14 protein-coding genes are annotated in these 20,475 nt (G+C 73.9%); 12 read left to right on the plus strand and 2 right to left on the minus strand.

Annotation, left to right across the window (positions count from 1 at the left end):
- Window positions 1–101 precede the first annotated feature (101 nt).
- Together IE239_RS15985 and IE239_RS15990 are read left to right on the plus strand one after the other, a co-directional pair.
- Window positions 102–1,118 (plus strand): TolB-like translocation protein, encoded by a 1,017-nt coding sequence (locus IE239_RS15985; RefSeq protein ID WP_190149987.1) that lies wholly within the window; start codon window positions 102–104, stop codon window positions 1,116–1,118.
- A gap of 150 nt (window positions 1,119–1,268) precedes the next feature.
- Window positions 1,269–2,816 carry a cellulase family glycosylhydrolase gene (locus IE239_RS15990; RefSeq protein ID WP_190149988.1) on the plus strand — a complete coding sequence of 516 codons (1,548 nt, stop codon included), beginning with the start codon at window positions 1,269–1,271 and terminating at the stop codon, window positions 2,814–2,816.
- A 248-nt stretch (window positions 2,817–3,064) separates the two neighbouring features.
- Here IE239_RS15990 and serC read toward each other — a convergent pair whose 3' ends face one another.
- The gene (gene serC, locus IE239_RS15995; RefSeq protein ID WP_190149989.1) at window positions 3,065–4,183 is read right to left on the minus strand and encodes a phosphoserine transaminase; all 1,119 of its coding nucleotides are present in this window, start codon (window positions 4,181–4,183) and stop codon (window positions 3,065–3,067) included.
- Between the two features lie 216 nt (window positions 4,184–4,399).
- Between serC and IE239_RS16000 the strand changes: the two genes are divergently transcribed.
- The 10 genes from IE239_RS16000 to IE239_RS16045 all read left to right on the plus strand — a co-directional run bounded on the left by IE239_RS16000 (window position 4,400) and on the right by IE239_RS16045 (window position 19,223).
- Complete coding sequence (locus tag IE239_RS16000) at window positions 4,400–7,552, plus strand: FAD-binding and (Fe-S)-binding domain-containing protein (protein ID WP_229878112.1); 3,153 nt, start codon at window positions 4,400–4,402, stop codon at window positions 7,550–7,552.
- 157 nt (window positions 7,553–7,709) lie between these two features.
- Complete coding sequence (locus tag IE239_RS16005; RefSeq protein WP_190149990.1) at window positions 7,710–8,669, plus strand: EamA family transporter; 960 nt, start codon at window positions 7,710–7,712, stop codon at window positions 8,667–8,669.
- A gap of 436 nt (window positions 8,670–9,105) precedes the next feature.
- A complete protein-coding gene (locus IE239_RS16010) occupies window positions 9,106–9,900 on the plus strand; it encodes a TIGR03084 family metal-binding protein (RefSeq protein ID WP_190149991.1) in 795 nt (264 codons plus the stop codon).
- Window positions 9,897–11,597, plus strand: coding sequence for an acyclic terpene utilization AtuA family protein (locus IE239_RS16015; protein ID WP_190149992.1), 1,701 nt, complete (start codon window positions 9,897–9,899; stop codon window positions 11,595–11,597). The genes IE239_RS16010 and IE239_RS16015 overlap by 4 nt, the downstream gene beginning before the upstream one ends.
- Window positions 11,552–13,192 (plus strand): acyl-CoA carboxylase subunit beta, encoded by a 1,641-nt coding sequence (locus tag IE239_RS16020; protein ID WP_373308106.1) that lies wholly within the window; start codon window positions 11,552–11,554, stop codon window positions 13,190–13,192. Before IE239_RS16015 ends, IE239_RS16020 begins: the two co-directional genes overlap by 46 nt.
- A 5-nt stretch (window positions 13,193–13,197) precedes the next feature.
- The gene (locus IE239_RS16025; protein WP_190149994.1) at window positions 13,198–15,054 is read left to right on the plus strand and encodes an acetyl/propionyl/methylcrotonyl-CoA carboxylase subunit alpha; all 1,857 of its coding nucleotides are present in this window, start codon (window positions 13,198–13,200) and stop codon (window positions 15,052–15,054) included.
- 86 nt (window positions 15,055–15,140) lie between these two features.
- Complete coding sequence (locus IE239_RS16030) at window positions 15,141–16,283, plus strand: acyl-CoA dehydrogenase family protein (protein ID WP_190149995.1); 1,143 nt, start codon at window positions 15,141–15,143, stop codon at window positions 16,281–16,283.
- Window positions 16,284–16,312: 29 nt separating this feature from the next.
- Window positions 16,313–17,881, plus strand: coding sequence for a 4-coumarate--CoA ligase family protein (locus IE239_RS16035; RefSeq protein ID WP_190149996.1), 1,569 nt, complete (start codon window positions 16,313–16,315; stop codon window positions 17,879–17,881).
- Entirely contained in the window at window positions 17,878–18,627 is a 750-nt protein-coding gene (locus IE239_RS16040; protein WP_190149997.1) for an enoyl-CoA hydratase family protein, read from the plus strand. The genes IE239_RS16035 and IE239_RS16040 overlap by 4 nt, the downstream gene beginning before the upstream one ends.
- Complete coding sequence (locus IE239_RS16045; RefSeq protein WP_190149998.1) at window positions 18,615–19,223, plus strand: TetR/AcrR family transcriptional regulator; 609 nt, start codon at window positions 18,615–18,617, stop codon at window positions 19,221–19,223. The genes IE239_RS16040 and IE239_RS16045 overlap by 13 nt, the downstream gene beginning before the upstream one ends.
- Before the next feature lie 344 nt (window positions 19,224–19,567).
- Here the strand turns inward: IE239_RS16045 and pdxH are convergent, their stop codons facing one another.
- Window positions 19,568–20,266 (minus strand): pyridoxamine 5'-phosphate oxidase, encoded by a 699-nt coding sequence (pdxH, locus tag IE239_RS16050; RefSeq protein ID WP_190149999.1) that lies wholly within the window; start codon window positions 20,264–20,266, stop codon window positions 19,568–19,570.
- Window positions 20,267–20,475: the final 209 nt, after the last annotated feature.

A 20,475-nucleotide genomic window follows, 5' to 3' on the forward strand; every position in this document is an offset into this window, starting at 1 on the left:
CCGCTCATGATGGGGGATCCGGAGCGGATCACCGTGGCCGGGAGCGTGTGAGACCGGCCACGGACCGCTGAACCGCCGTGCGGGATGGCAGGCTTGGGGGCATGCGCCGACCTTTCGCCGTCCGAGCCGGAGCCCTGCTGGGCGGAGTCCTCTTCTCGGGGGCCTTCGCCCAGCTCACCGGACCCGCCGCGATCCCCGCGTCCGCGGCCGACGGCGACAAGGGGTTCACCATCGAGGACCCGCGCATCACCGAGTCCAGCGGCCTCGCCGCCTCGCGCCTGCACCCCGGCGTCTACTGGACCCACAACGACTCCGACGACGGCCCCTACCTGTACGCCGTCGACAGCGCGACGGGGAAGACGGTCGCCCGGATCGCCCTCGCCGGGGTGGGGACCCCGCGCGACGTCGAGGCGATCTCCATCGGCCCGGGCAACGAGATCTGGGTCGGCGACATCGGCGACAACCTGGGCGGCACCTGGAAGTACGTGTGGATATACCGGCTGCCCGAGCCGAAGAAGCTCGTCGACCAGACCGTGAAGGCCACGCAGTACGTCGTGAAGTACTCCGACGGCCCCCGCGACGCCGAGTCGCTCCTGGTGCACCCCAGGACCGGGCGCGTCTACATCATCGACAAGAAGGAGGACGGCGGGCACCTCTACGAGGGCCCGGCGAAGCTCTCCGTCTCCGGGGCGAACGTCTTCCGGCCGATCGCCGCCGTCGACCTGTGGGCCACCGACGCCGCCTTCTCCCCGGACGGCTCCCGGATCGCCGTCCGCGGCTACTTCGGAGGCATCTCCTACGCCTGGAACGGCGGGAAGATCGAACGGGAGGGCCGGCTCGACGTGCCGCTGCAACGGCAGGGCGAGTCCGTCAGCTACTCGGCCGACGGCACCAGGATCATGTACGGCTCCGAGGGGGCCGGGAGTTCCGTGGCGGCCGAGGACGCGCCCGAGGGGGCCTCGTCCGGGTCCAAGTCACCTTCCGGGGGCGGGAGTTCCAGTGCCTCCGGTGACGACGGCGGGAGCGCGGCGACGGGTGGCGTCAAGGTCGGCGCGCTCGCCGTCGTCGCGGTGTGCGCCGTCTTCTTCGGTCTCCGCCGGCTGCGGCGGCGCGGCTGAGCGGGACCGTCCGCGGGCGCCCCCCGCACGGGAGCCGCCGCTGCCGTACTCCTTGACGTGGCCATGGTAGGTCAGTTACCTGGGGGGTACGCGGTGAGTGGGAGCGCTCCCATTCGTTCCGGGGCCGCGTCTCCGAGAGGAAGCAGCGAGATGTTCCGCAGCTTGCGAAGAGTGCTGTGCGCTGTCGCCGCCGCGCTCCTGATACCCCTGGGCGCCAGCGCGCAGGCGGCCCACGCGGCCGACGCGGCCCATGCGGCCGGCGCCGTCGCGGCCGGCGCCGGCGCCGGTTACTGGCACACCAGCGGCCGGCAGATCCTCGACGCCGCCGGGCAGCCGGTCCGGATCGCCGGGATCAACTGGTTCGGCTTCGAGACCTCCAACCAAGTCGTGCACGGCCTCTGGTCCCGCGACTACAAGAGCATGATCGACCAGATGAAGTCGCTGGGCTACAACACGCTCCGCATCCCGTACAGCGACGACATCTTCAAGTCCGGGGCCGTCCCCAACAGCATCGACTTCTCCAGCGGCAAGAACGCCGACCTCCAGGGTCTCAACTCCCTCCAGGTCCTGGACAAGCTCGTCGCGTACGCCGGCCAGGACGGTCTGAAGGTCATCCTCGACCGGCACCGCCCGGACTCGGGCGGGCAGTCGGCGCTCTGGTACACGGCCGCCGTCCCCGAGTCGACCTGGATCGCCAACCTCAAGGCGATCACCTCCCGTTACCTGGGGCAGGACGCCGTCGTCGGCATCGACCTCCACAACGAGCCGCACGATCCCGCCTGTTGGGGGTGCGGGGACACGGCGACGGACTGGCGGCTCGCCGCGCAGCGCGCCGGCAACGCGGTCCTGTCCGTCAACCCGAGCCTGCTGATCTTCGTCGAGGGCGTGCAGACCTTCAACGGCGTCTCCGGCTGGTGGGGCGGCAACCTGATGGGCGTCGGCCAGTACCCGGTGCAGCTGAGTGTGGCGAACCGGGTCGTGTACTCGGCCCACGACTACGCGACGAGCGTCGCCCAGCAGAGCTGGTTCAGCGACCCGTCGTTCCCCGCCAACATGCCGGGGATCTGGGACAAGTACTGGGGCTACATCTTCAAGCAGAACATCGCCCCCGTGTGGGTGGGCGAGTTCGGCACGACGCTGCAGTCCACGGTGGACCAGAAGTGGCTGGCGGCCCTGGTGAGCTACCTGCGGCCGACCTCGACGTACGGCGCGGACTCCTTCCACTGGACCTTCTGGTCCTGGAACCCCAACTCCGGTGACACCGGCGGGATCCTGAAGGACGACTGGCAGTCCGTCGACACGGTGAAGGACGGGTACCTGGCGAGCGTCAAGGCGCCGGGCTTCCCGAGCGGCGGCGGTGGCGGCGGAGGCGGCGGCGGTGGTGGCGGCGGTGGCACGGCCGCCTGCTCCGCCACCTACACCGTCGGCAGCGACTGGGGCGGCGGCTTCAACGCCGAGGTGAAGGTGACCAACACCGGGACGACCGCGCTCGGTTCGTGGAAGGTGAGCTGGACCTGGAGCGGCTCGCAGCAGATCACGAACATGTGGAACGCCTCGTACACCCAGAGCGGGGCCACCGTGACCGCGGTGAACGCGGCCCACAACGGCACGGTCCCGGCCGGCGGTTCGACGACCTTCGGCCTCGGGGGCGCGCCCGGCGGCGGGGCGGCGCCCAGCGTGAGCTGCACGGCGACGTGAGCCGGCCGGCGGCGTGCGCCGCGCGGCCGCGTGCGGTTCCCGCCCGGGTGCGGGGCACTCGTCGCGGGTGCGGGCGGGGCACGGCCGGTCGGGTGCGGGACACGGCTGCATGAGGAAGGGCGCCCGGTGTCGCCGGGCGCCCTTCGTCTTCGTGCCGGTACTCGTCTTCGTAGTCGTACTCGCACTCGTGATCGCGCTCTCGTCCGCACCCGTGCGAGTGCCCGTTCCGGTACCCGTACGGGAGGCGGCTACAGGTTCTCGATCACGTAGTCGACGCACTTCGTGAGCGCCTCGACGTCCGCCGGGTCGATCGCCGGGAACATCGCGACGCGCAGCTGGTTGCGGCCGAGCTTGCGGTAGGGCTCGGTGTCGACGACGCCGTTGGCGCGAAGCACCTTGGCGACGGCGGCCGCGTCCACGTCGTCGGTGAAGTCGATCGTGCCGATGACCTGGGAGCGCTTGGCCGGGTCGGCGACGAACGGGTTCGCGTACTTGACGTCCTCGGCCCAGCCGTAGAGCGTGCGCGCGGAGGTGGCGGTGCGGCGCACCGACCAGTCCAGACCGCCCTGGCCGTTGATCCACTCGAGCTGCTGGTCGAGCAGGAAGAGGGTGGCGAGGGCCGGGGTGTTGTACGTCTGGTTCTTGCGGGAGTTGTCGATCGCCGTCGGCAGGCTGAAGAACTCCGGGACGTGCCGGCCGGACGCGTGGATCCGCTCGGCGCGCTCGATCGCGGCCGGGGAGAACACGCCGATCCACAGACCGCCGTCGGAGGCGAAGGACTTCTGCGGGGCGAAGTAGTAGACGTCGGTCTCGGCGATGTCCACCGGGAGGCCGCCGGCGCCGGAGGTCGCGTCGACCAGGACCAGCGCGCCCTCGTCGGCGCCCTGGACCCGCTTGATCGGGGCGGCTACGCCGGTGGAGGTCTCGTTGTGGGTGAACGCGTAGACGTCGACGCCCGCCTCGGCCGCCGGCTCGGGGTGCGTGCCGGGGTCGGAGGAGATCACGGTGGGCTCGGCCAGCCAGGGGGCGAGCTTGGCGGCCTTGGCGAACTTGGAGCTGAACTCGCCGAACGTGAGGTGCTGCGACCTGTTCTCGATCAGACCGTGGGTCGCGATGTCCCAGAACGCGGTGGAGCCGCCGTTGCCGAGGACGACCTCGTAGCCCTCGGGGAGGGAGAACAGCTCGGAGATGCCCTCGCGCACCTTGCCGACCAGGTTCTTCACCGGGGCCTGGCGGTGGGAGGTGCCGAGCAGGGACGTGCCGGTGGCGGCCAGGGCGTCCAGCGCCTCCACCCGCACCTTGGAGGGGCCAGCGCCGAATCGACCGTCGGCGGGCTTGATGTCAGCAGGAATCCGGATCTCAGCCACGGAAGCGAGGTTAGCCGGTGGGGGAAACACGGGCGAAACCTCGTCCGTCCGGTGAGACGGGTTCGTGTCGCCGTCCGGGGCGGGGGCCTGGGGGGTTGTGGGTGCGGTCGGGTGGTGTGGGGGGTGGGGTCTCGGGGGTCGTGGGTGCGGCCGGGGGTGGCCGGGGTGGGGGGCCGGCGGGCTGTGGGCGCGGTCGCGTGCTGGTTTGCTGAAGCCATGACGGATCTCGAGGCCGCTCTGCGCAAGGTCGTCCGGGGCGAGGTCGCGTTCGACGCGACCTCCCGCGCGCTCACCACGATGGACGCGTCCAACTACCGCCGGGTCCCGCTCGGGGTCGTCGCCCCGCGCGACGAGGACGACGTGACGGCCGTGCTGGAGGTGTGCCGCGAGCACGGGACGCCGGTGGTCGCGCGGGGCGGCGGGACGTCGGTCGCCGGACAGGCCACGGGGATCGGGGTGGTGCTGGACTTCACCCGGCACATGAACCGGCTGGTCTCGCTCGACCCGGACACGCGGACCGCGGTCGTGCAGCCGGGGCTGGTGCTCGACCGGCTCCAGGAGGCGGCCGCCCCGCACGGGCTGCGCTTCGGACCCGACCCCTCCACCCACAGCCGGTGCACGCTCGGCGGGATGATCGGCAACAACTCCTGCGGCTCCCACTCGGTGGCCTGGGGCACGACCGCGGACAGCGTGCGCGAGCTGCGGGTCGTCACCGCGCGCGGGCGGCTGCTGCGGCCGGGGCAGGGCTGGGCGGGGGCGCCGGACGGGCTGCGCGCCCTGGTGGACGGACAGCTCGCCCTGCTGCGGACCGGTTGGCCCGAGCTGCCCCGCCGTATCTCGGGGTACGCGCTGGACGCGCTGCTGCCGGAGAACGGCGCGGACGTCGCCCGCTCCTTCTGCGGCGGCGAAGGCACCCTGGGCGTGCTGACGGAGGCCGTCGTACGGCTCGTCGAGGCGCCACGCGCGCGTGCGCTCGCGGTGCTCGGCTACGCGGACGAGGGCGCCGCCGCCGACGCGGCGGCCGGGCTGCTGCCGTTCGGGCCGCTCACCGTGGAGGGCATGGCGGCCGACCTGGTGCCGCCGGGGACGGCCGGGCTGCCGCGCGGCGGCGCCTGGCTGTTCGTCGAGACGGGCGGCGCGTCGCCGGACGAGGCACGCGCGCGTGCGCGGACGATCGTGCGCGCGGCGGACGTCGTGGACGCCCGGGTGGTGACGGACCCGGCGGCGCAGCGGATGCTGTGGGGGATCCGGGAGGACGCGAGCGGCACGGCGACCCGGATCCCGGGGGACCTCTCCCAGCCCCCCGGGGATATCTCCCAGCCCTCCGGGGGCCGCTCGCGGCTGCCCGGGGGTCCTTCGCCGCTGTCCGGGGTCGCGGGGGCTTCCGAGGCCTGGCCCGGCTGGGAGGACTGCGCGGTGCCGCCGGCCCGGCTCGGCGCGTACCTGCGCGACTTCCGGGGGCTGCTCGCGCAGCACGGTCTGCGCGGCGCCCCCTACGGGCACTTCGGGGACGGCTGCATCCACGTCCGCATCGACTTCGACCTGCTGACGCCGGCCGGCATCGGCCGCTTCCGCCGCTTCTCCGAGGAGGTGGCCGATCTGGTCGTGGCGCACGGCGGCTCGCTCTCCGGCGAACACGGAGACGGGCAGGCCAGGGCCGAGCTGCTGCCGCGGATGTACGGGCCGGACATGGTCGCGCTGTTCGAACGGGCGAAGGACGTCTGGGACCCGGACGGCCTGCTCAACCCGGGGATGCTGGTGCGGCCCGCGCCCCTCGACTCCGGCCTGCGCTTCTCCGTCCTCCCACGCGAGCCGGTGGACGTGGTCTTCGGGTACCCGTCCGACGGGGGCGACTTCTCGGCGGCCGTGCGGCGGTGCGTGGGAGTCGCCAAGTGCCGTACGACGACGGCGTCCGGGGCGGGGGTGATGTGCCCGTCGTTCCGTGTCACGGGCCGGGAGGAGCACTCCACGCGCGGGCGGGCCCGTCTGCTGCACGAGATGCTGGCCGGTGAGCTGGTGACCGACGGCTGGCGCTCCACGGAGGTCCGCGACGCCCTGGACCTGTGCCTGTCCTGCAAGGGCTGCCGCTCCGACTGCCCGGTCGAGGTCGACATGGCCACCTACAAGGCGGAGTTCCTGCACCACCACTACCAGGGGCGACGGCGTCCCGCCGCGCACTACAGCATGGGCCGGCTGCCGGTGTGGCTGCGCTGGGCGAGCCGGTTGCGGGCGGCCGCCGTCGTCAACGCGCTCGCCGCGGTCGGCCCGTTGGCGGGCGTCGTCAAGCGGCTGGGCGGGATCGCGGCGGAACGCGACCTCCCGCGACTGGCCCGGCAGACGTTCACCGATTGGTGGCGCACCCGTGACGCGGCCCTCCGGCTCCCCGCCGACCCTGCGGCCGGGCTTCCCGCCGACCCTGCGGTCGGGCTCGCCTCCGAAGCGGCGGCCGGGCCCGCCTCCGACTCCGCCGCCCGGTCCGCCTCCGGGGGCGCGGCGGGCGGTGAGCTGGTGGTGCTGTGGCCCGACACCTTCACCGAGCACCTCTCGCCGTTCGTGGGCCGGGCGGCCGTCCGGGTGCTGGAGGCGGCGGGACTGCGGGTGACGCTGCCGCCGACCCTGCGGACGCGGGGCCGTCCGGTGGGCGACGGCCGGTCGCGGAGCGCGGTCGCGCTGCTCACGGCGCGCCGGGGGCGGGTCTGCTGCGGGCTGACGTACGTCTCCACCGGCCAGCTCGACCACGCGCGCGGGGTGCTGCGCCGCACACTCGACCTGATGGAGCCGGTGCTGGAGACGGCCGCCCCGGTCGTCGTCCTGGAGCCGAGCTGTGCGGCGGCCCTGCGCACCGACCTGCCGGAGCTGCTGCACGACGACCCGCGCGCGGGTCGTCTCGCCGCCCGCGTCCTCACCTTCGCGGAGGCCCTGGAGCGGTACGCCCCCGCCTGGATGCCGCCCCGGCTGGACCGTCCGGTGGTCGGCCAGACCCACTGTCACCAGCACGCGGTGCTGGGCGACGCGGCCGAGCGGCGGCTGCGCGAGGCCGCGGGACTCACCGGTGAACTGAGCGGCGGGTGCTGCGGCCTGGCCGGTGACTTCGGCTTCGGGAGAGGCCGCTTCCAGGTGTCGGCGGCCTGCGCGGAGGAGCAGCTCCTGCCGGCCGTGCGGGACGCCCCGCAGGGTGCTGTGGTCCTGGCGGACGGATTCTCCTGCCGCACGCAGCTGGAACAGCTGGCGGGGGTGCGGGGGAGCCACCTCGCGGAGGTGCTGGCGGCGGGTCTGGAGGCAGGGCCGGCGGCGGGTCCGGCGGACGACCCGGCGGACGACCCGTCGGGCGACCCGTCGGGGGACTCGGCGGACCGGGCGCGGACCTGACATCCGCACGGGCAGCGGGACGCGTACCTGCCCGCCCCCGACGTCTCACAGCCCGAGACAGTGGCATAACGGGTTCACACACCTGACCTGGTCCACTACCCTGGACTCGACAGTGCAGCGTGATGTACGCACCCCGCGCCGAGCCCCAGGACCGCCCGTGACTGCCCCCGGCACCGCCGCCACCCCCCAGCTCTCCTCCGCCGCCCCGGCCGTGGGTGCCGCCGACGCCCCCGGCCGACTGGGTGCCCTCGGCCCGGTGGGCCTGGTGCTCGCCGGCGGGATCTCGGTGCAGTTCGGCGGCGCGCTGGCGGTGACGCTGATGCCCAGGGCGGGCGCGCTGGGCGTGGTGGCGCTGCGGCTGCTGGTCGCGGCGGTGGTCCTGCTCGTGTTCTGCCGGCCGCGGCTGCGCGGCCACTCCCGTGCCGACTGGGGCACGGTCGTGGTCTTCGGCGGCACGCTGGCCGCGATGAACGGCCTGTTCTACCAGGCGCTGGACCGCATCCCGCTGGGCGCGGCGGTGACGCTGGAGGTCCTCGGTCCCCTCACGCTGTCGGTCGTCGTCTCGCGCCGGGCCCTGAACCTGGTGTGGGCGGGCCTGGCCCTGGTGGGCGTCTTCCTGCTCAGCGGGGGTGGCGGCCACGGCGGAGGGTTCGGCGGCGATCTCGACCTGGCGGGCGTCGCGTTCGCGCTGGGGGCGGGCGTGATGTGGGCGGCCTACATCGTCTTCAGCGCCCGCACCGGCCGCCGTTTCCCGAAGGCGGACGGGCTGGCCCTGGCGATGGCGGTGGGCGCGCTGCTCTTCCTTCCCCTGGGTCTCGTCGAGTCGGGCGCGAAACTGGCCGACCCGGTCACGCTGGGCCTGGGCGCAGCGGTCGCCCTGCTCTCCTCCGTCCTGCCGTACACCCTCGAACTCCTCGCCCTGCGCCGCCTGCCCGCCTCCACCTTCGCGGTCCTGATGAGCCTGGAACCGGCCGTCGCCGCCACGGCGGGCTTCCTCGTCCTCGACCAGGCCCTGACCGCGATCCAGGCGGCCGCGATCGCTCTGGTCGTCGCCGCGAGCATGGGCGCGGTCCGCACGCAGGTGGGTCGCCCGAAGACGGCGGTCCCCGAGGTGTGAGCGGGCCCTCCGGGGCTCCGAGGCCTGCCCGCTCGCCGCTCCGAGGCGTGCCTGCCGGTCGCTCCGAGGCATGCCTGTGGGGTGGCGTCGAGGCGGGCCTGCGGGGTGGCGTCCTGGCGTGCCTGCCGGGGGTTGTGGCGGGCTCGCGGAAGGTCCGAGGCATGCCCGGCGGCGGCCTGACGTGAGCCGCCGCCCTCCCCGGGGCGTCACCGCCCGCCCGCCCGCTCCCGCTCCCGCTCCCGCTTCCCGCCCGCTCCCGCTTCCCGCCGGCCCGTCCCCACTCCCGCCCCCCCCCGTTGCCCCGCGCCGGTCCGTCCCCGCTCCGGCCCCCGCCCCCATCCCCACCCCCCCCCGTGCGGCCCGGCGGAAACGGGCATCGCGTCAATTCATGCAAGCATGCTTGATTGTTTCCTCGCTCGCTGCCATGCTCCACCCCATGGCCGACCCGACCCCCGTGCTCGACGACCTCCGCGCCGAAAGCGACGAACTCGACCGGCTGACAGCCGAGTTGGGACCGGAGCAATGGAGGCTTCCCACCCCCGCCCCCGGCTGGACCGTCGCCCACCAGATCGCGCATCTCGCCTGGACCGACCACTCCTCCGTGCTGGCCGTGACCGACCAGGACGCGTTCGCCCGTGAGGTCGAGAAGGCGCTGGCCGCGCCCGGAGACTTCGTCGACAACGGCGCCGAGGAGGGTGCGGCGAAACCGCCCGCCCAGCTCCTCGCCGACTGGCGGGCCGGACGCCGGGCACTGGACGAGGCCCTGCGGGCGGCCCCGGCGGGAGCGCGTTTCCCCTGGTACGGACCGCCCATGGCCGTCGCCTCGATGGCCACCGCCCGGCTCATGGAGACCTGGGCGCACGGCCTGGACGTGGCGGAGGCGCTGGGCACGGTCCCCGTGCCCACCGATCGGCTCCGGCACATCGTCCGTCTCGGCGTGCGCACCCGTGACTTCGCCTTCGGCGTGCACGGACTGCCCACGCCGTTCGAGGAGTTCCGCGTCGAACTGCGCAGCCCCTCCGGCGAGTCGTGGACCTACGGCCCGGAGGACGCCACGGACCGCGTCACCGGCCCCGCTCTCGACTTCTGCCTGCTGGTCACCCAGCGCGCCCACCGCGCCGACCTCGCCCTGCGCGCCGAGGGCGCCGACGCCGACCGCTGGCTGGACGTCGCCCAGGCCTTCGCCGGGCCGCCCGGCGCCGGCCGCCCGCCGAAGGGAGTCGCGTCGTGAGCGTGCTCCGCGTCGGCAACGCCTCCGGCTTCTACGGCGACCGCTTCGACGCCCTGCGCGAGATGCTCACCGGCGGCGAACTCGACGTCCTCACCGGCGACTACCTCGCCGAGCTGACCATGCTCATCCTCGGGCGCGACCGGCTCAAGGACCCCGCCGCCGGGTACGCCCGCACCTTCCTGCGCCAGCTGGAGGAGTCCCTCGGCCTCGCCCACGAGCGGGGCGTGCGGATCGTCACCAACGCGGGCGGCCTCAATCCGGCCGGACTCGCCGACGCCGTACGGCAGTTGGCGGACCGGCTCGGCATCCCGGTCCGCGTCGCGCACGTCGAGGGCGACGACCTTGGGCCCCGGTACCCCGGCAGCCTCACCGCCCACGCCTACCTCGGCGGCTTCGGCATCGCCGCGTGTCTGCGCGAGGGCGCGGACGTCGTCGTCGCCGGACGGGTCACCGACGCGGCCCTCGTGACCGGTCCCGCCGTCGCCCGCTTCGGCTGGGAGCCGGCGCAGTACGACCGGCTCGCGGGCGCGGTCGTCGCCGGTCACGTCCTGGAGTGCGGGACGCAGGCCACCGGCGGCAACTACGCCTTCTTCGCCGAGGGCGGCGGCCCTCTCGGGGGCGGCCGCGACCTGCGACGGCCCGGCTTCCCCCTCGCCGAGATCCACGAGGACGGCAGCTGCGTCATCACCAAGCACCCCGGGACGGGCGGCTTCGTCGACGTCGGCACGGTGACCGCGCAGCTCCTGTACGAGACCGCCGGCGCCCGGTACGCCGGGCCCGACGTCACCGCCCGCCTGGACACGGTGCGGCTCGCCCAGGACGGCCCCGACCGGGTGCGGATCCACGGCGTGCGCGGCGAGGCCCCGCCCCCGGACCTCAAGGTCGGCCGCACCCGTCTCGGCGGCTTCCGCAACGAGATCGTCTTCGTGCTCACCGGTCTCGACATCGAGGCCAAGGCCGCGCTCGTGCAGGAGCAGATGGCGGACGCGTTCGCCAAGTCCCGCCCTGCCGAGGTCCGCTGGGAGCTGGTCCGCACCGACCGGCCGGACGCCGACACCGAGGAGACGGCGAGCGCGCTGCTGCGGCTCGTCGTCCGTGATCCTGAACAGGCTCTCGTGGGGCGTGCGTTGAGCGGGGCGGCGATCGAACTGGCCCTCGCCGGCTATCCCGGCTTCCATGTGCTCGCCCCGCCCGGGAAGGGGGCCCCGTACGGGGTGTTCGAGGCCGCGTACGTGCCGCAGGAGGACGTCGAGCACGTCGCCGTACTCGACGACGGACGTCGTATCCCGGTCCCGCCGCCCGCCGGCACCCGCCCGCTCGAACCGACGGCGGCGCCGGACCTGCCGGAGCCGCTGCCCCCGGGACCGGTGCGCCGCGCGCCTCTCGGGCTCGTCGCCGGCGCCCGCAGCGGCGACAAGGGCTCCGACGCCAACGTGGGGGTGTGGGCCCGCACCGACGAGTCCTGGCGCTGGCTCGCCCACGAGCTGACCGTCGAGCGGTTCCGGCAGCTCCTCCCGGAGACCCGGACGCTGGCCGTCACCCGCCACGTCCTGCCCCGCCTGCGCGCCGTGAACTTCGTCGTCGAGGGCCTCCTCGGCGCCGGCGTCGCCGCCCAGCACCGCTTCGACCCGCAGGCGAAAGCGCTCGGCGAATGGCTGCGCTCCCGCTGCCTGGACATCCCGGAGGCCTTGCTTTGACGGTCATCACGTCCGCCCTGGACGTCCACGGCCCCGACTACCGCGCACACCGCGAGGCCATGCTCGCCAAGCTCGCCGGCCTCGACGCCGAGCACGCGAAGGCGCTGGCGGGGGGCGGGGAGAAGTACTTCTCCCGGCACCGCGCCCGCGGCAAGCTCCTCGCCCGTGAGCGCATCGAGCTGCTCCTCGACCCCGACACCCCGTTCCTCGAACTGTCGCCGCTGGCCGCCTGGGGCAGCGATTACACGGTGGGCGCGTCCCTGGTCACCGGCATCGGCGTCGTCGAGGGCGTCGAGTGCCTGATCACCGCGAACGACCCGACCGTGCGCGGGGGCGCCAGCAACCCCTGGTCGCTGAAGAAAGCCCTGCGCGCCGACGACATCGCCCTGGCCAACCGGCTGCCCTTCATCAGCCTGGTGGAGTCCGGCGGGGCCGACCTGCCCTCGCAGAAGGAGATCTTCATCCCGGGCGGGGCCGTCTTCCGCGACCTGACCCGGCTCTCCGCCGCGGGCGTCCCGACCGTCGCCGTGGTGTTCGGCAACTCGACCGCGGGAGGCGCGTACATCCCCGGCATGTCCGACCACGTGATCATGGTCAAGGAACGGGCGAAGGTGTTCCTGGGCGGCCCGCCGCTTGTGAAGATGGCCACCGGCGAGGAGAGCGACGACGAGTCGCTGGGCGGTGCGGAGATGCACGCGCGCGTGTCGGGTCTCGCCGACCACTTCGCCGTCGACGAACACGACGCCCTGCGCCAGGCGCGCCGCGTGGTGGCCCGTCTCAACCACCGCAAGGCGTACCCGGATCCCGGCCCGGCCGTCCCTCCGAAGTATGACGAGGAGGAGCTCCTGGGCATCGTCCCCGGCGACCTGCGCACCCCCTTCGACCCGCGCGAGGTGATCGCCCGGATCGTCGACGGCTCCGACTTCGACGAGTTCAAGCCCCTGTACGGGACGAGCCTCGTCACCGGCTGGGCCGCCCTGCACGGCTACCCCGTCGGGATCCTGGCCAACGCCCAGGGCGTGCTCTTCAGCGCGGAGTCCCAGAAGGCCGCCCAGTTCATCCAGCTCGCCAACCAGCGCGACATCCCGCTGCTCTTCCTGCACAACACCACCGGCTACATGGTCGGCAAGGAGTACGAGCAGGGCGGCATCATCAAGCACGGCGCGATGATGATCAACGCGGTCTCCAACTCGAGGGTCCCGCATCTGTCCGTGCTCATGGGCGCGTCGTACGGCGCCGGCCACTACGGCATGTGCGGGCGCGCCTACGACCCCCGGTTCCTCTTCGCCTGGCCGAGCGCCAAGTCGGCCGTGATGGGTCCGCAGCAGCTCGCCGGGGTCCTGTCCATCGTCGCCCGGCAGTCGGCGGCCGCGAAGGGCCGGCTCTACGACGACGACGCCGACGCCGCCCTGCGCGCCATGGTGGAGCAGCAGATCGAGTCCGAGTCGCTGCCGATGTTCCTCTCGGGCCGGCTCTACGACGACGGCGTCATCGACCCGCGCGACACCCGCACCGTGCTCGGCCTGTGCCTGTCGGCCGTCCACACGGCCCCGTACGAGGGCGCCCGCGGCGGCTTCGGCGTCTTCCGGATGTGAGGGACATGATTACTTCCGTTCTGGTGGCCAATCGCGGCGAGATCGCCTGCCGTGTCTTCCGGACCTGCCGCGAGGCGGGCATTCGCACCGTCGCCGTGCACTCGGACGCCGACGCCGGCGCGCTCCACACGCGGGTGGCCGACGCGGCCGTGCGGCTGCCCGGCTCCACGCCCGCGGAGTCCTATCTGCGCGGCGACCTCGTGGTGAAGGCCGCCGTCGCGGCGGGCGCGGACGCCGTGCACCCCGGCTACGGATTCCTCTCCGAGAACGCCGGTTTCGCACGTGCCGTCCTGGACGCGGGCCTGGTCTGGATCGGGCCGCCGCCCGAGGCGATCGAGGCGATGGCGTCCAAGACCCGCGCCAAGCGGCTCATGGGCCTCGCGCCCCTGGCCCCGGACGAGGTGACGGAGGCCGAGCTGCCGGTGCTGGTGAAGGCGGCCGCGGGCGGCGGAGGGCGCGGGATGCGCGTCGTGCGCCGTCTGGAGGAGCTGGGCGCCGCCCTGGACGGCGCCCGCGCCGAGGCCGCGAGCGCCTTCGGCGACGGCGAGGTGTTCGTCGAGCCGTACGTCGAGAACGGCCGCCACGTCGAGGTCCAGATCCTCGCCGACACGCACGGCACGGTGTGGGCTCTGGGCACCCGGGACTGCTCGCTGCAGCGACGGCACCAGAAGGTCGTCGAGGAGGCGCCCGCGCCCGGACTGCCGGACGACGTCGCCGAGCGGCTGCGCACCCTGGCCGTGCGCGCCGCGCGCGCCGTGGACTACGTCGGCGCGGGCACCGTCGAGTTCCTCGTCGCCGACGGCCGGGCGCACTTCCTGGAGATGAACACCCGCCTCCAGGTCGAGCACCCCGTCACCGAGGCGGTCTTCGGCCTCGACCTGGTGGCAGAGCAGCTGAGGATCGCCGAGGGCGCGGCCCTGCCCGCCGAGCCGCCGCCCGCGCGCGGTCACGCCGTCGAGGCCCGCCTCTACGCCGAGGACCCGGCGGCCGACTGGACCCCGCAGACCGGTGTCCTGCACCGGCTGGCCGTCCCGGACGGCGTCCGCCTGGACACCGGCTTCGCCGACGGCGACGAGATCGGCGTCCACTACGACCCCATGCTCGCCAAGGTCGTCGCCCACGCCCCCACGCGCGCAGAGGCGATCCGCAGACTCGCGGGCGCGCTGGAGCGGTCGGCGGTCCACGGCCCGGTCACCAACCGCGAACTCCTCGTGCGCTCCCTGCGCCACGAGGAGTTCGCCTCGGCCCGCATGGACACCGGTTTCTACGGCCGTCACCTCGCCGAGCTGACCGAGCCGGCCCCCGACCCGTACGCCCCGCTCGCGGCGGCTCTCGCCGAGGCGGCGGACACCGTCGCGCGCCGGGGCGTCGGCGGCTGGCGCAACCTGCCGTCCCAGCCGCAGACGAAGCGGTACGCGGTCGCGGGCCAGGAGACCGAGGTGCGCTACCGGCACACCCGCACCGGCCTCGCGGCCGAGGGCGTCCAGGTGGTGTCGGCCGCCGCCGACCTGGTCGTCCTGGAGATCGACGGCGTACGGCGCCGCTTCGAGGTGGCCCGCCACGGCGACCGCGTCCACGTCGGCGCCGACGCCCTGACCGTCCTGCCCCGCTTCCCCGACCCGCAGGCCCAGCACGCGCCGGGCTCCCTGCTGGCGCCGATGCCGGGCACGGTCGTCAAGCTCGCGGACGGCCTCGTCACCGGATCGGGTGTCCGGGCCGGTGAACCGCTCCTCTGGCTCGAAGCGATGAAGATGCAACACGTCATCGCGGCCCCGGCGGACGGGACGGTGACGGCGTTGCACGTGACGCAGGGACAGCAAGTAGAGGTCGGCACGCTCCTGGCAGTGGTGGAGAGCGGCTGACGAGCAGGGAGCGCGACCGCATCGAGACGCGGTTCCACCGCGTGAGCGGGACCAGCCACGACGAGCCGGCAGACGAAGGAGCCACCGTGACCACCCTCATCGAGTCCGACGAGCACAAGGCACTGCGAGCAGCGGTGTCGGCGTTCGCGAAGAGCCGCCCCCACGACGTCGACCACCGCGCCCTGTGGCAGGAGGCCGCCAAGCTCGGCTACATCGGCGTCAACCTGCCGGAGGCGTACGGCGGCGGAGGCGGCGGGATCACCGAACTGTCCCTGATCTGCGAAGAGCTGGGAGCCGCCGGCAACCCGCTGCTGATGATGATCGTCTCCCCGGCGATCTGTGGCACGGTCATCGCCCGCTTCGGCACGGACGCCCAGAAGCAGGAATGGCTGCCCGCGATGGCCGACGGCAGCCGCCTCATGGCGTTCGGCATCACCGAGCCCGACGCCGGCTCCAACAGCCACCGCATCACCACCACCGCCCGCCGCGACGGTGCGAGCGGCGACTGGCTGCTGACCGGCCGCAAGGTCTTCGTCTCCGGCGTCGACATCGCCGACGCCACCCTCATCGTCAGCCGCACCGAGGACGCCCGCACCGGCCGCCTCAAGCCCTGCCTGTTCATCGTCCCGAGGGACGCGCCCGGCTTCACCCGCCGCGCCATCGACATGGAACTGCACAGTGTGGAGCGGCAGTTCGAGCTGGTCCTGGACGACGTCCGGCTCCCCGCCGAGGCGCTCGTCGGTGGGGGAGAGGACGCGGGCCTGCTGCAACTGTTCGCCGGCCTCAACCCCGAGCGCGTCATGACGGCGGCCTTCGCGATCGGGATGGGCCGCCACGCCCTCGGGCGAGCCGTCGAGTACGCGCGCGAACGCACCGTCTGGAAGACGCCGATCGGCGCTCACCAGGCCATCGCGCACCCCCTCGCGCAGGCCCACATCGAGCTCGAACTGGCCCGGCTGATGACGCAGAAGGCGGCCCGCCTGTACGACGCGGGGGACGACGTCGGCGCGGGCGAGGCCGCCAACATGGCGAAGTACGCGGCCGGGGAGGCCTGTGTGAAGGCGGTCGACCAGGCCGTGCACACCCTCGGCGGCAACGGCCTCACGCGCGAGTTCGGGCTCGCCCGGCTGATAACGGCCTCCCGCGTGGCCCGCATCGCCCCGGTGAGCCGGGAGATGATTCTCAACTACGTCTCCCACCAGACCCTGGGTCTGCCCAAGTCGTACTAGGCCGCACCTTCGCCGTGCCAGGAGGAACCGTGTTCCGCAGCCCGTACGAAGACGTCCCACCGGTCGACCTGCCCATCCACGACGCCGTGCTGGGCGGCGCCGCCGAGTTCGGCGAGCTTCCCGCGCTCGTCGACGGCACGGACGGCACCACCCTCACCTACGACCAGGTGGACCGCTTCCACCGCCGGGTCGCGGCCGCGCTCGCCGAGGCGGGGGTCCGCAAGGGCGATGTGCTGGCCCTGCACAGTCCCAACACCATCGCGTTCCCCCTCGCCTTCTACGCGGCGACGCGCGCGGGCGCCACGGTCACCACCGTCCACCCGCTCGCCACCGCCGAGGAGTTCGCCAAACAGCTCGGCGACAGCGCCGCCCGCTGGATCGTCACCGTGTCCCCCCTGCTGCCGGCCGCCCGGCGAGCGGCCGAACTCGCGGGCGGCGTCGAGGAGATCCTCGTCTGCGACAGCGCAACCGGACACCGCTCGCTGACCGACATGCTCGCCTCGGACGCCCCCGAGCCCCGGGTGGACATCGACCCGGCGCAGGACGTGGCGGCCCTGCCGTACTCCTCCGGCACCACCGGCGTCCCCAAGGGCGTGATGCTCACCCACCGCCAGATCGCCACCAACCTCGACCAGCTCCGGTCGGTGGCTTCCACCGGCCCCGGCGAACGCATCCTCGCCGTGCTGCCCTTCTTCCACATCTACGGCCTGACCGCCCTGATGAACGCGCCGCTGCGGCAGGGCGCCACGGTCGTCGTCCTGCCTCGCTTCGACCTGGAGACGTTCCTCGCGGCCGTCCAGAACCACCGCATCACCGCCCTGTACGTGGCCCCGCCGATCGTCCTCGCCCTCGCCAGGCATCCGGCCGTCGATCAGTACGACCTGTCGTCCCTGCGCTACGTCCTCAGCGCGGCCGCGCCGCTGGACGCGGGCCTCGCCGAGGCCTGCGCGAAACGCCTGAACCTGCCGCCCGTCGGCCAGGCCTACGGCATGACGGAACTGTCCCCGGGCACCCACGTCGTCCCCCTGGACGCGCTGCGCGAGGCCCCCGCGGGCACCGTCGGCAGGCTCATCGCCGGCACCGAGATGCGGATCGTCGCCCTCGACGACCCCGACCGTGACCTCGACGTCGGCGAGGCGGGCGAGATCCTGATCCGCGGCCCCCAGGTCATGAAGGGCTATCTCGGCCGCCCCGACGCCACCGCCGCCATGATCGACGCCGACGGCTGGCTGCACACCGGCGACGTCGGGCGGGTCGACGCCGACGGCTGGCTGTTCGTCGTCGACCGCGTCAAGGAACTCATCAAGTACAAGGGCTTCCAGGTCGCCCCGGCCGAACTGGAGGCGCTGCTGCTCACCCACCCCGGCATAGCGGACGCCGCCGTCGTCGGCGTCTACAACGACGACGGCAACGAGGTCCCCCACGCCTACGTGGTCCGCCAGGCCACCGCGCCCGCCCTGTCCGAAGGAGAGGTCGCCATGTTCGTCGCCGAACGCGTCGCCCCCTACAAACGCGTCCGCCACGTCACCTTCGTCGACGCGGTACCGCGCGCCGCGTCCGGCAAGATCCTGCGCCGCCTGCTGCGGGAGGGCGCGTGACGACGGCGGACACCTCCCCGGTCGGACGCGCCCGCGAGCGGGGCGTCCAGACGCTCAGCCTCGACTCGCCCGCCACCCGCAACGCCCTGTCCTCGGCGCTCGTCACACGGCTGGCCGCATCGCTCGCCGAGTGCGCCGAGGACACCGACGTGCGCGCCGTCGTCCTCACCCACACCGGCGGCACGTTCTGCGCGGGCGCCGACCTGCGCGACCCGCCCGACCCCGACGCGTTCGTGGCGCTGCTGCGGCAGATCGTCGAGCTGCCCAAGCCGGTCGTCGCCCGCGTCGCCGGCCACGTCCGTGCGGGCGGCCTGGGCCTGCTGGCCGCCTGCGACATCACGGCCGCCGCCACCGGCTCGACCTTCGCCTTCACCGAGGTGCGCATCGGGGTGGCCCCGGCCGTGATCTCGCTGCCGCTGCTCCCGCGCACCGACCCGCGCGCCCTCGCCCGCTACTACCTCACCGGCGAGCGCTTCGACGCCTCCGAGGCGGCCCGGACCGGCCTGCTCACCGAGCACGGCGACGACGTCGACGCCGTGCTCGCGCCCGTCCTGGAGGGCCTGCGCAGATCCGCCCCCCAGGGCTTGGCGGAGACGAAACGGCTGCTCACAGCTAGGGTGCTGGAGACATTCGACCGGGACGCCGCCGATCTCACCGCGCTCTCGGCGCGGCTGTTCTCCACCGCGCAGGCCCGCGAGGGGATGACGGCCTTCCTCGAACGACGGGATCCCGCATGGGTGCTGTGAGCGCAGTCGACCGCGACCGCCTCCCCAAGCAGGACCGCAGCCGGGCCACCCGGCAGCGGCTCCTGGAAGCCGCCGTGTCCTGTCTCGCCGAGCACGGCTGGGCGGGCTCCACGGTCTCCGTCGTCGCCGAACGCGCAGGCGTCTCCCGCGGCGCCGCCCAGCACCACTTCCCCACCCGCGAGGACCTGTTCACCGCGGCCGTCGAATACGTCGCCGAGGAGCGCTCCCGCGCGCTGCGCGCCCTGTTCCCCCAGGGCGCGGGGGGCGACCGCACCGCGGTCGTCGCCGCCCTCGTGGACCTCTACACCGGACCCATGTTCCGAGCCGCCCTCCACCTGTGGGTCGCCGCCTCCAACGAGGAGCAGCTGCGCCCCCGGGTGACGGAACTGGAGGCCCGCGTCGGCCGCGAGACCCACCGGATCGCCGTGGAACTGCTGGGCGCCGACGAGTCCGTGCCCGGGGTCCGCGAGAGCGTCCAGGGCCTGCTCGACATGGCCCGCGGCCTCGGCCTCGCCAACCTCCTCACCGATGACGGGGCCCGCCGTGAACGCGTGGTGGCGCAGTGGGCCGGCCTCTTGGACGAGAAGCTGCGCTGAGGGACGCCGCCGACGAGGAGCCCACCCCCCGAGCCTCCCGGACGGCTCCCGGCTCAAGGACGCCCCGGGGCTGCCGGACCGCTCAGGGCTGCCGGACCGTTTGGGGCCACTTGACGGCTCGGCCCTCCCGGACGGCTCGGCCCTCCTGGACCGCTCCCGGCTCGTGGACCGCTCGAGGACACGGGTCGGTTCAGGCTCCAGGGCCGCTCGGGAGCCGCGGGCCGCGCAGGGATCCGTACCGCTCGGCAGCTGAACCGGTCCGGGCCGGCGGCTGAACGGTCCGGGCCGGCGGCTGAACGGGCCGGGCCGGCGGCTGAACGGGCCGGCGGGCCATGGCCGGCCGCTCAGGGGCTGAGCCGCTCCACCCGCCAGCTCCCGTCGGGCTCCGCCACGTACCGCAACCGGTCGTGCAGCCGGTTCAGACGGCCCTGCCAGAACTCCACCGACTGCGGCGCGACCCGGAAACCGCCCCAGTGCGGCGGCACCGGCACCTGCTCGCCCTCCGGGTAGCGGGCCGCCAGCTCGGCGTACGAGGCGTCGAGGTCGGCCCGCGTGGCGATCACCGAGGACTGGGCGCTGGCCCACGCGCCGAGCTGCGAGCCGTGCGGCCGGGCGCGGAAGTAGGCGGCCGTCTCGTCGCGCCCGGTGCGCCGGGCCACGCCCCGCACGACGACCTGGCGGGCCATCGGATGCCAGGGGAAGAGCAGCGAGACGTACGGGTTCTCGGCGAGGTCGCGCGCCTTGCGGGACTCGTAGTTGGTGTAGAAGACGAAGCCCTGCTCGTCGAAGTGCTTCAGCAGCACCGTGCGTGAGCTGGGCCGGCCCTCGGCGTCCGCGGTGGCGACGACCATGGCGTTCGGCTCGAAGAGATGGGCCTCCACGGCCGCGTCCTGGAACCAGCGGGCGAACTGCTCCACGGGCGTGGCGGCCAGACCGGCCTCGGAGAGCCCCTCGGCCCGGTACTGCTTGCGCATGGCGGCCGGGTCGGGGAAGGACCCGGGCAAGACGGCGTCTGCGTCGGTCACCCGGCCATCTTGCCGCATGGCACGCCGGCGCGGTTCACCCGCCCGGGACGGCACATCGGGTGGCACTGAGTGCCGCAACCACTCCCCAAAGGTGGCACTCGGGGATATGGTGCAGATGCCGTCCCCGCAGGGTGGCCGCCCGCCCCACGGGGCATCAGTGTGATGACCGACCGCCCAGGACCGCGAGTCCTTCCGAGGACCGCGGAACCACCGGCGTCGTCCGTCCC

This window comes from Streptomyces humidus (genome assembly GCF_014649655.1).
In the GTDB taxonomy this organism is placed as follows: Bacteria; Actinomycetota; Actinomycetes; order Streptomycetales; family Streptomycetaceae; genus Streptomyces; species Streptomyces humidus.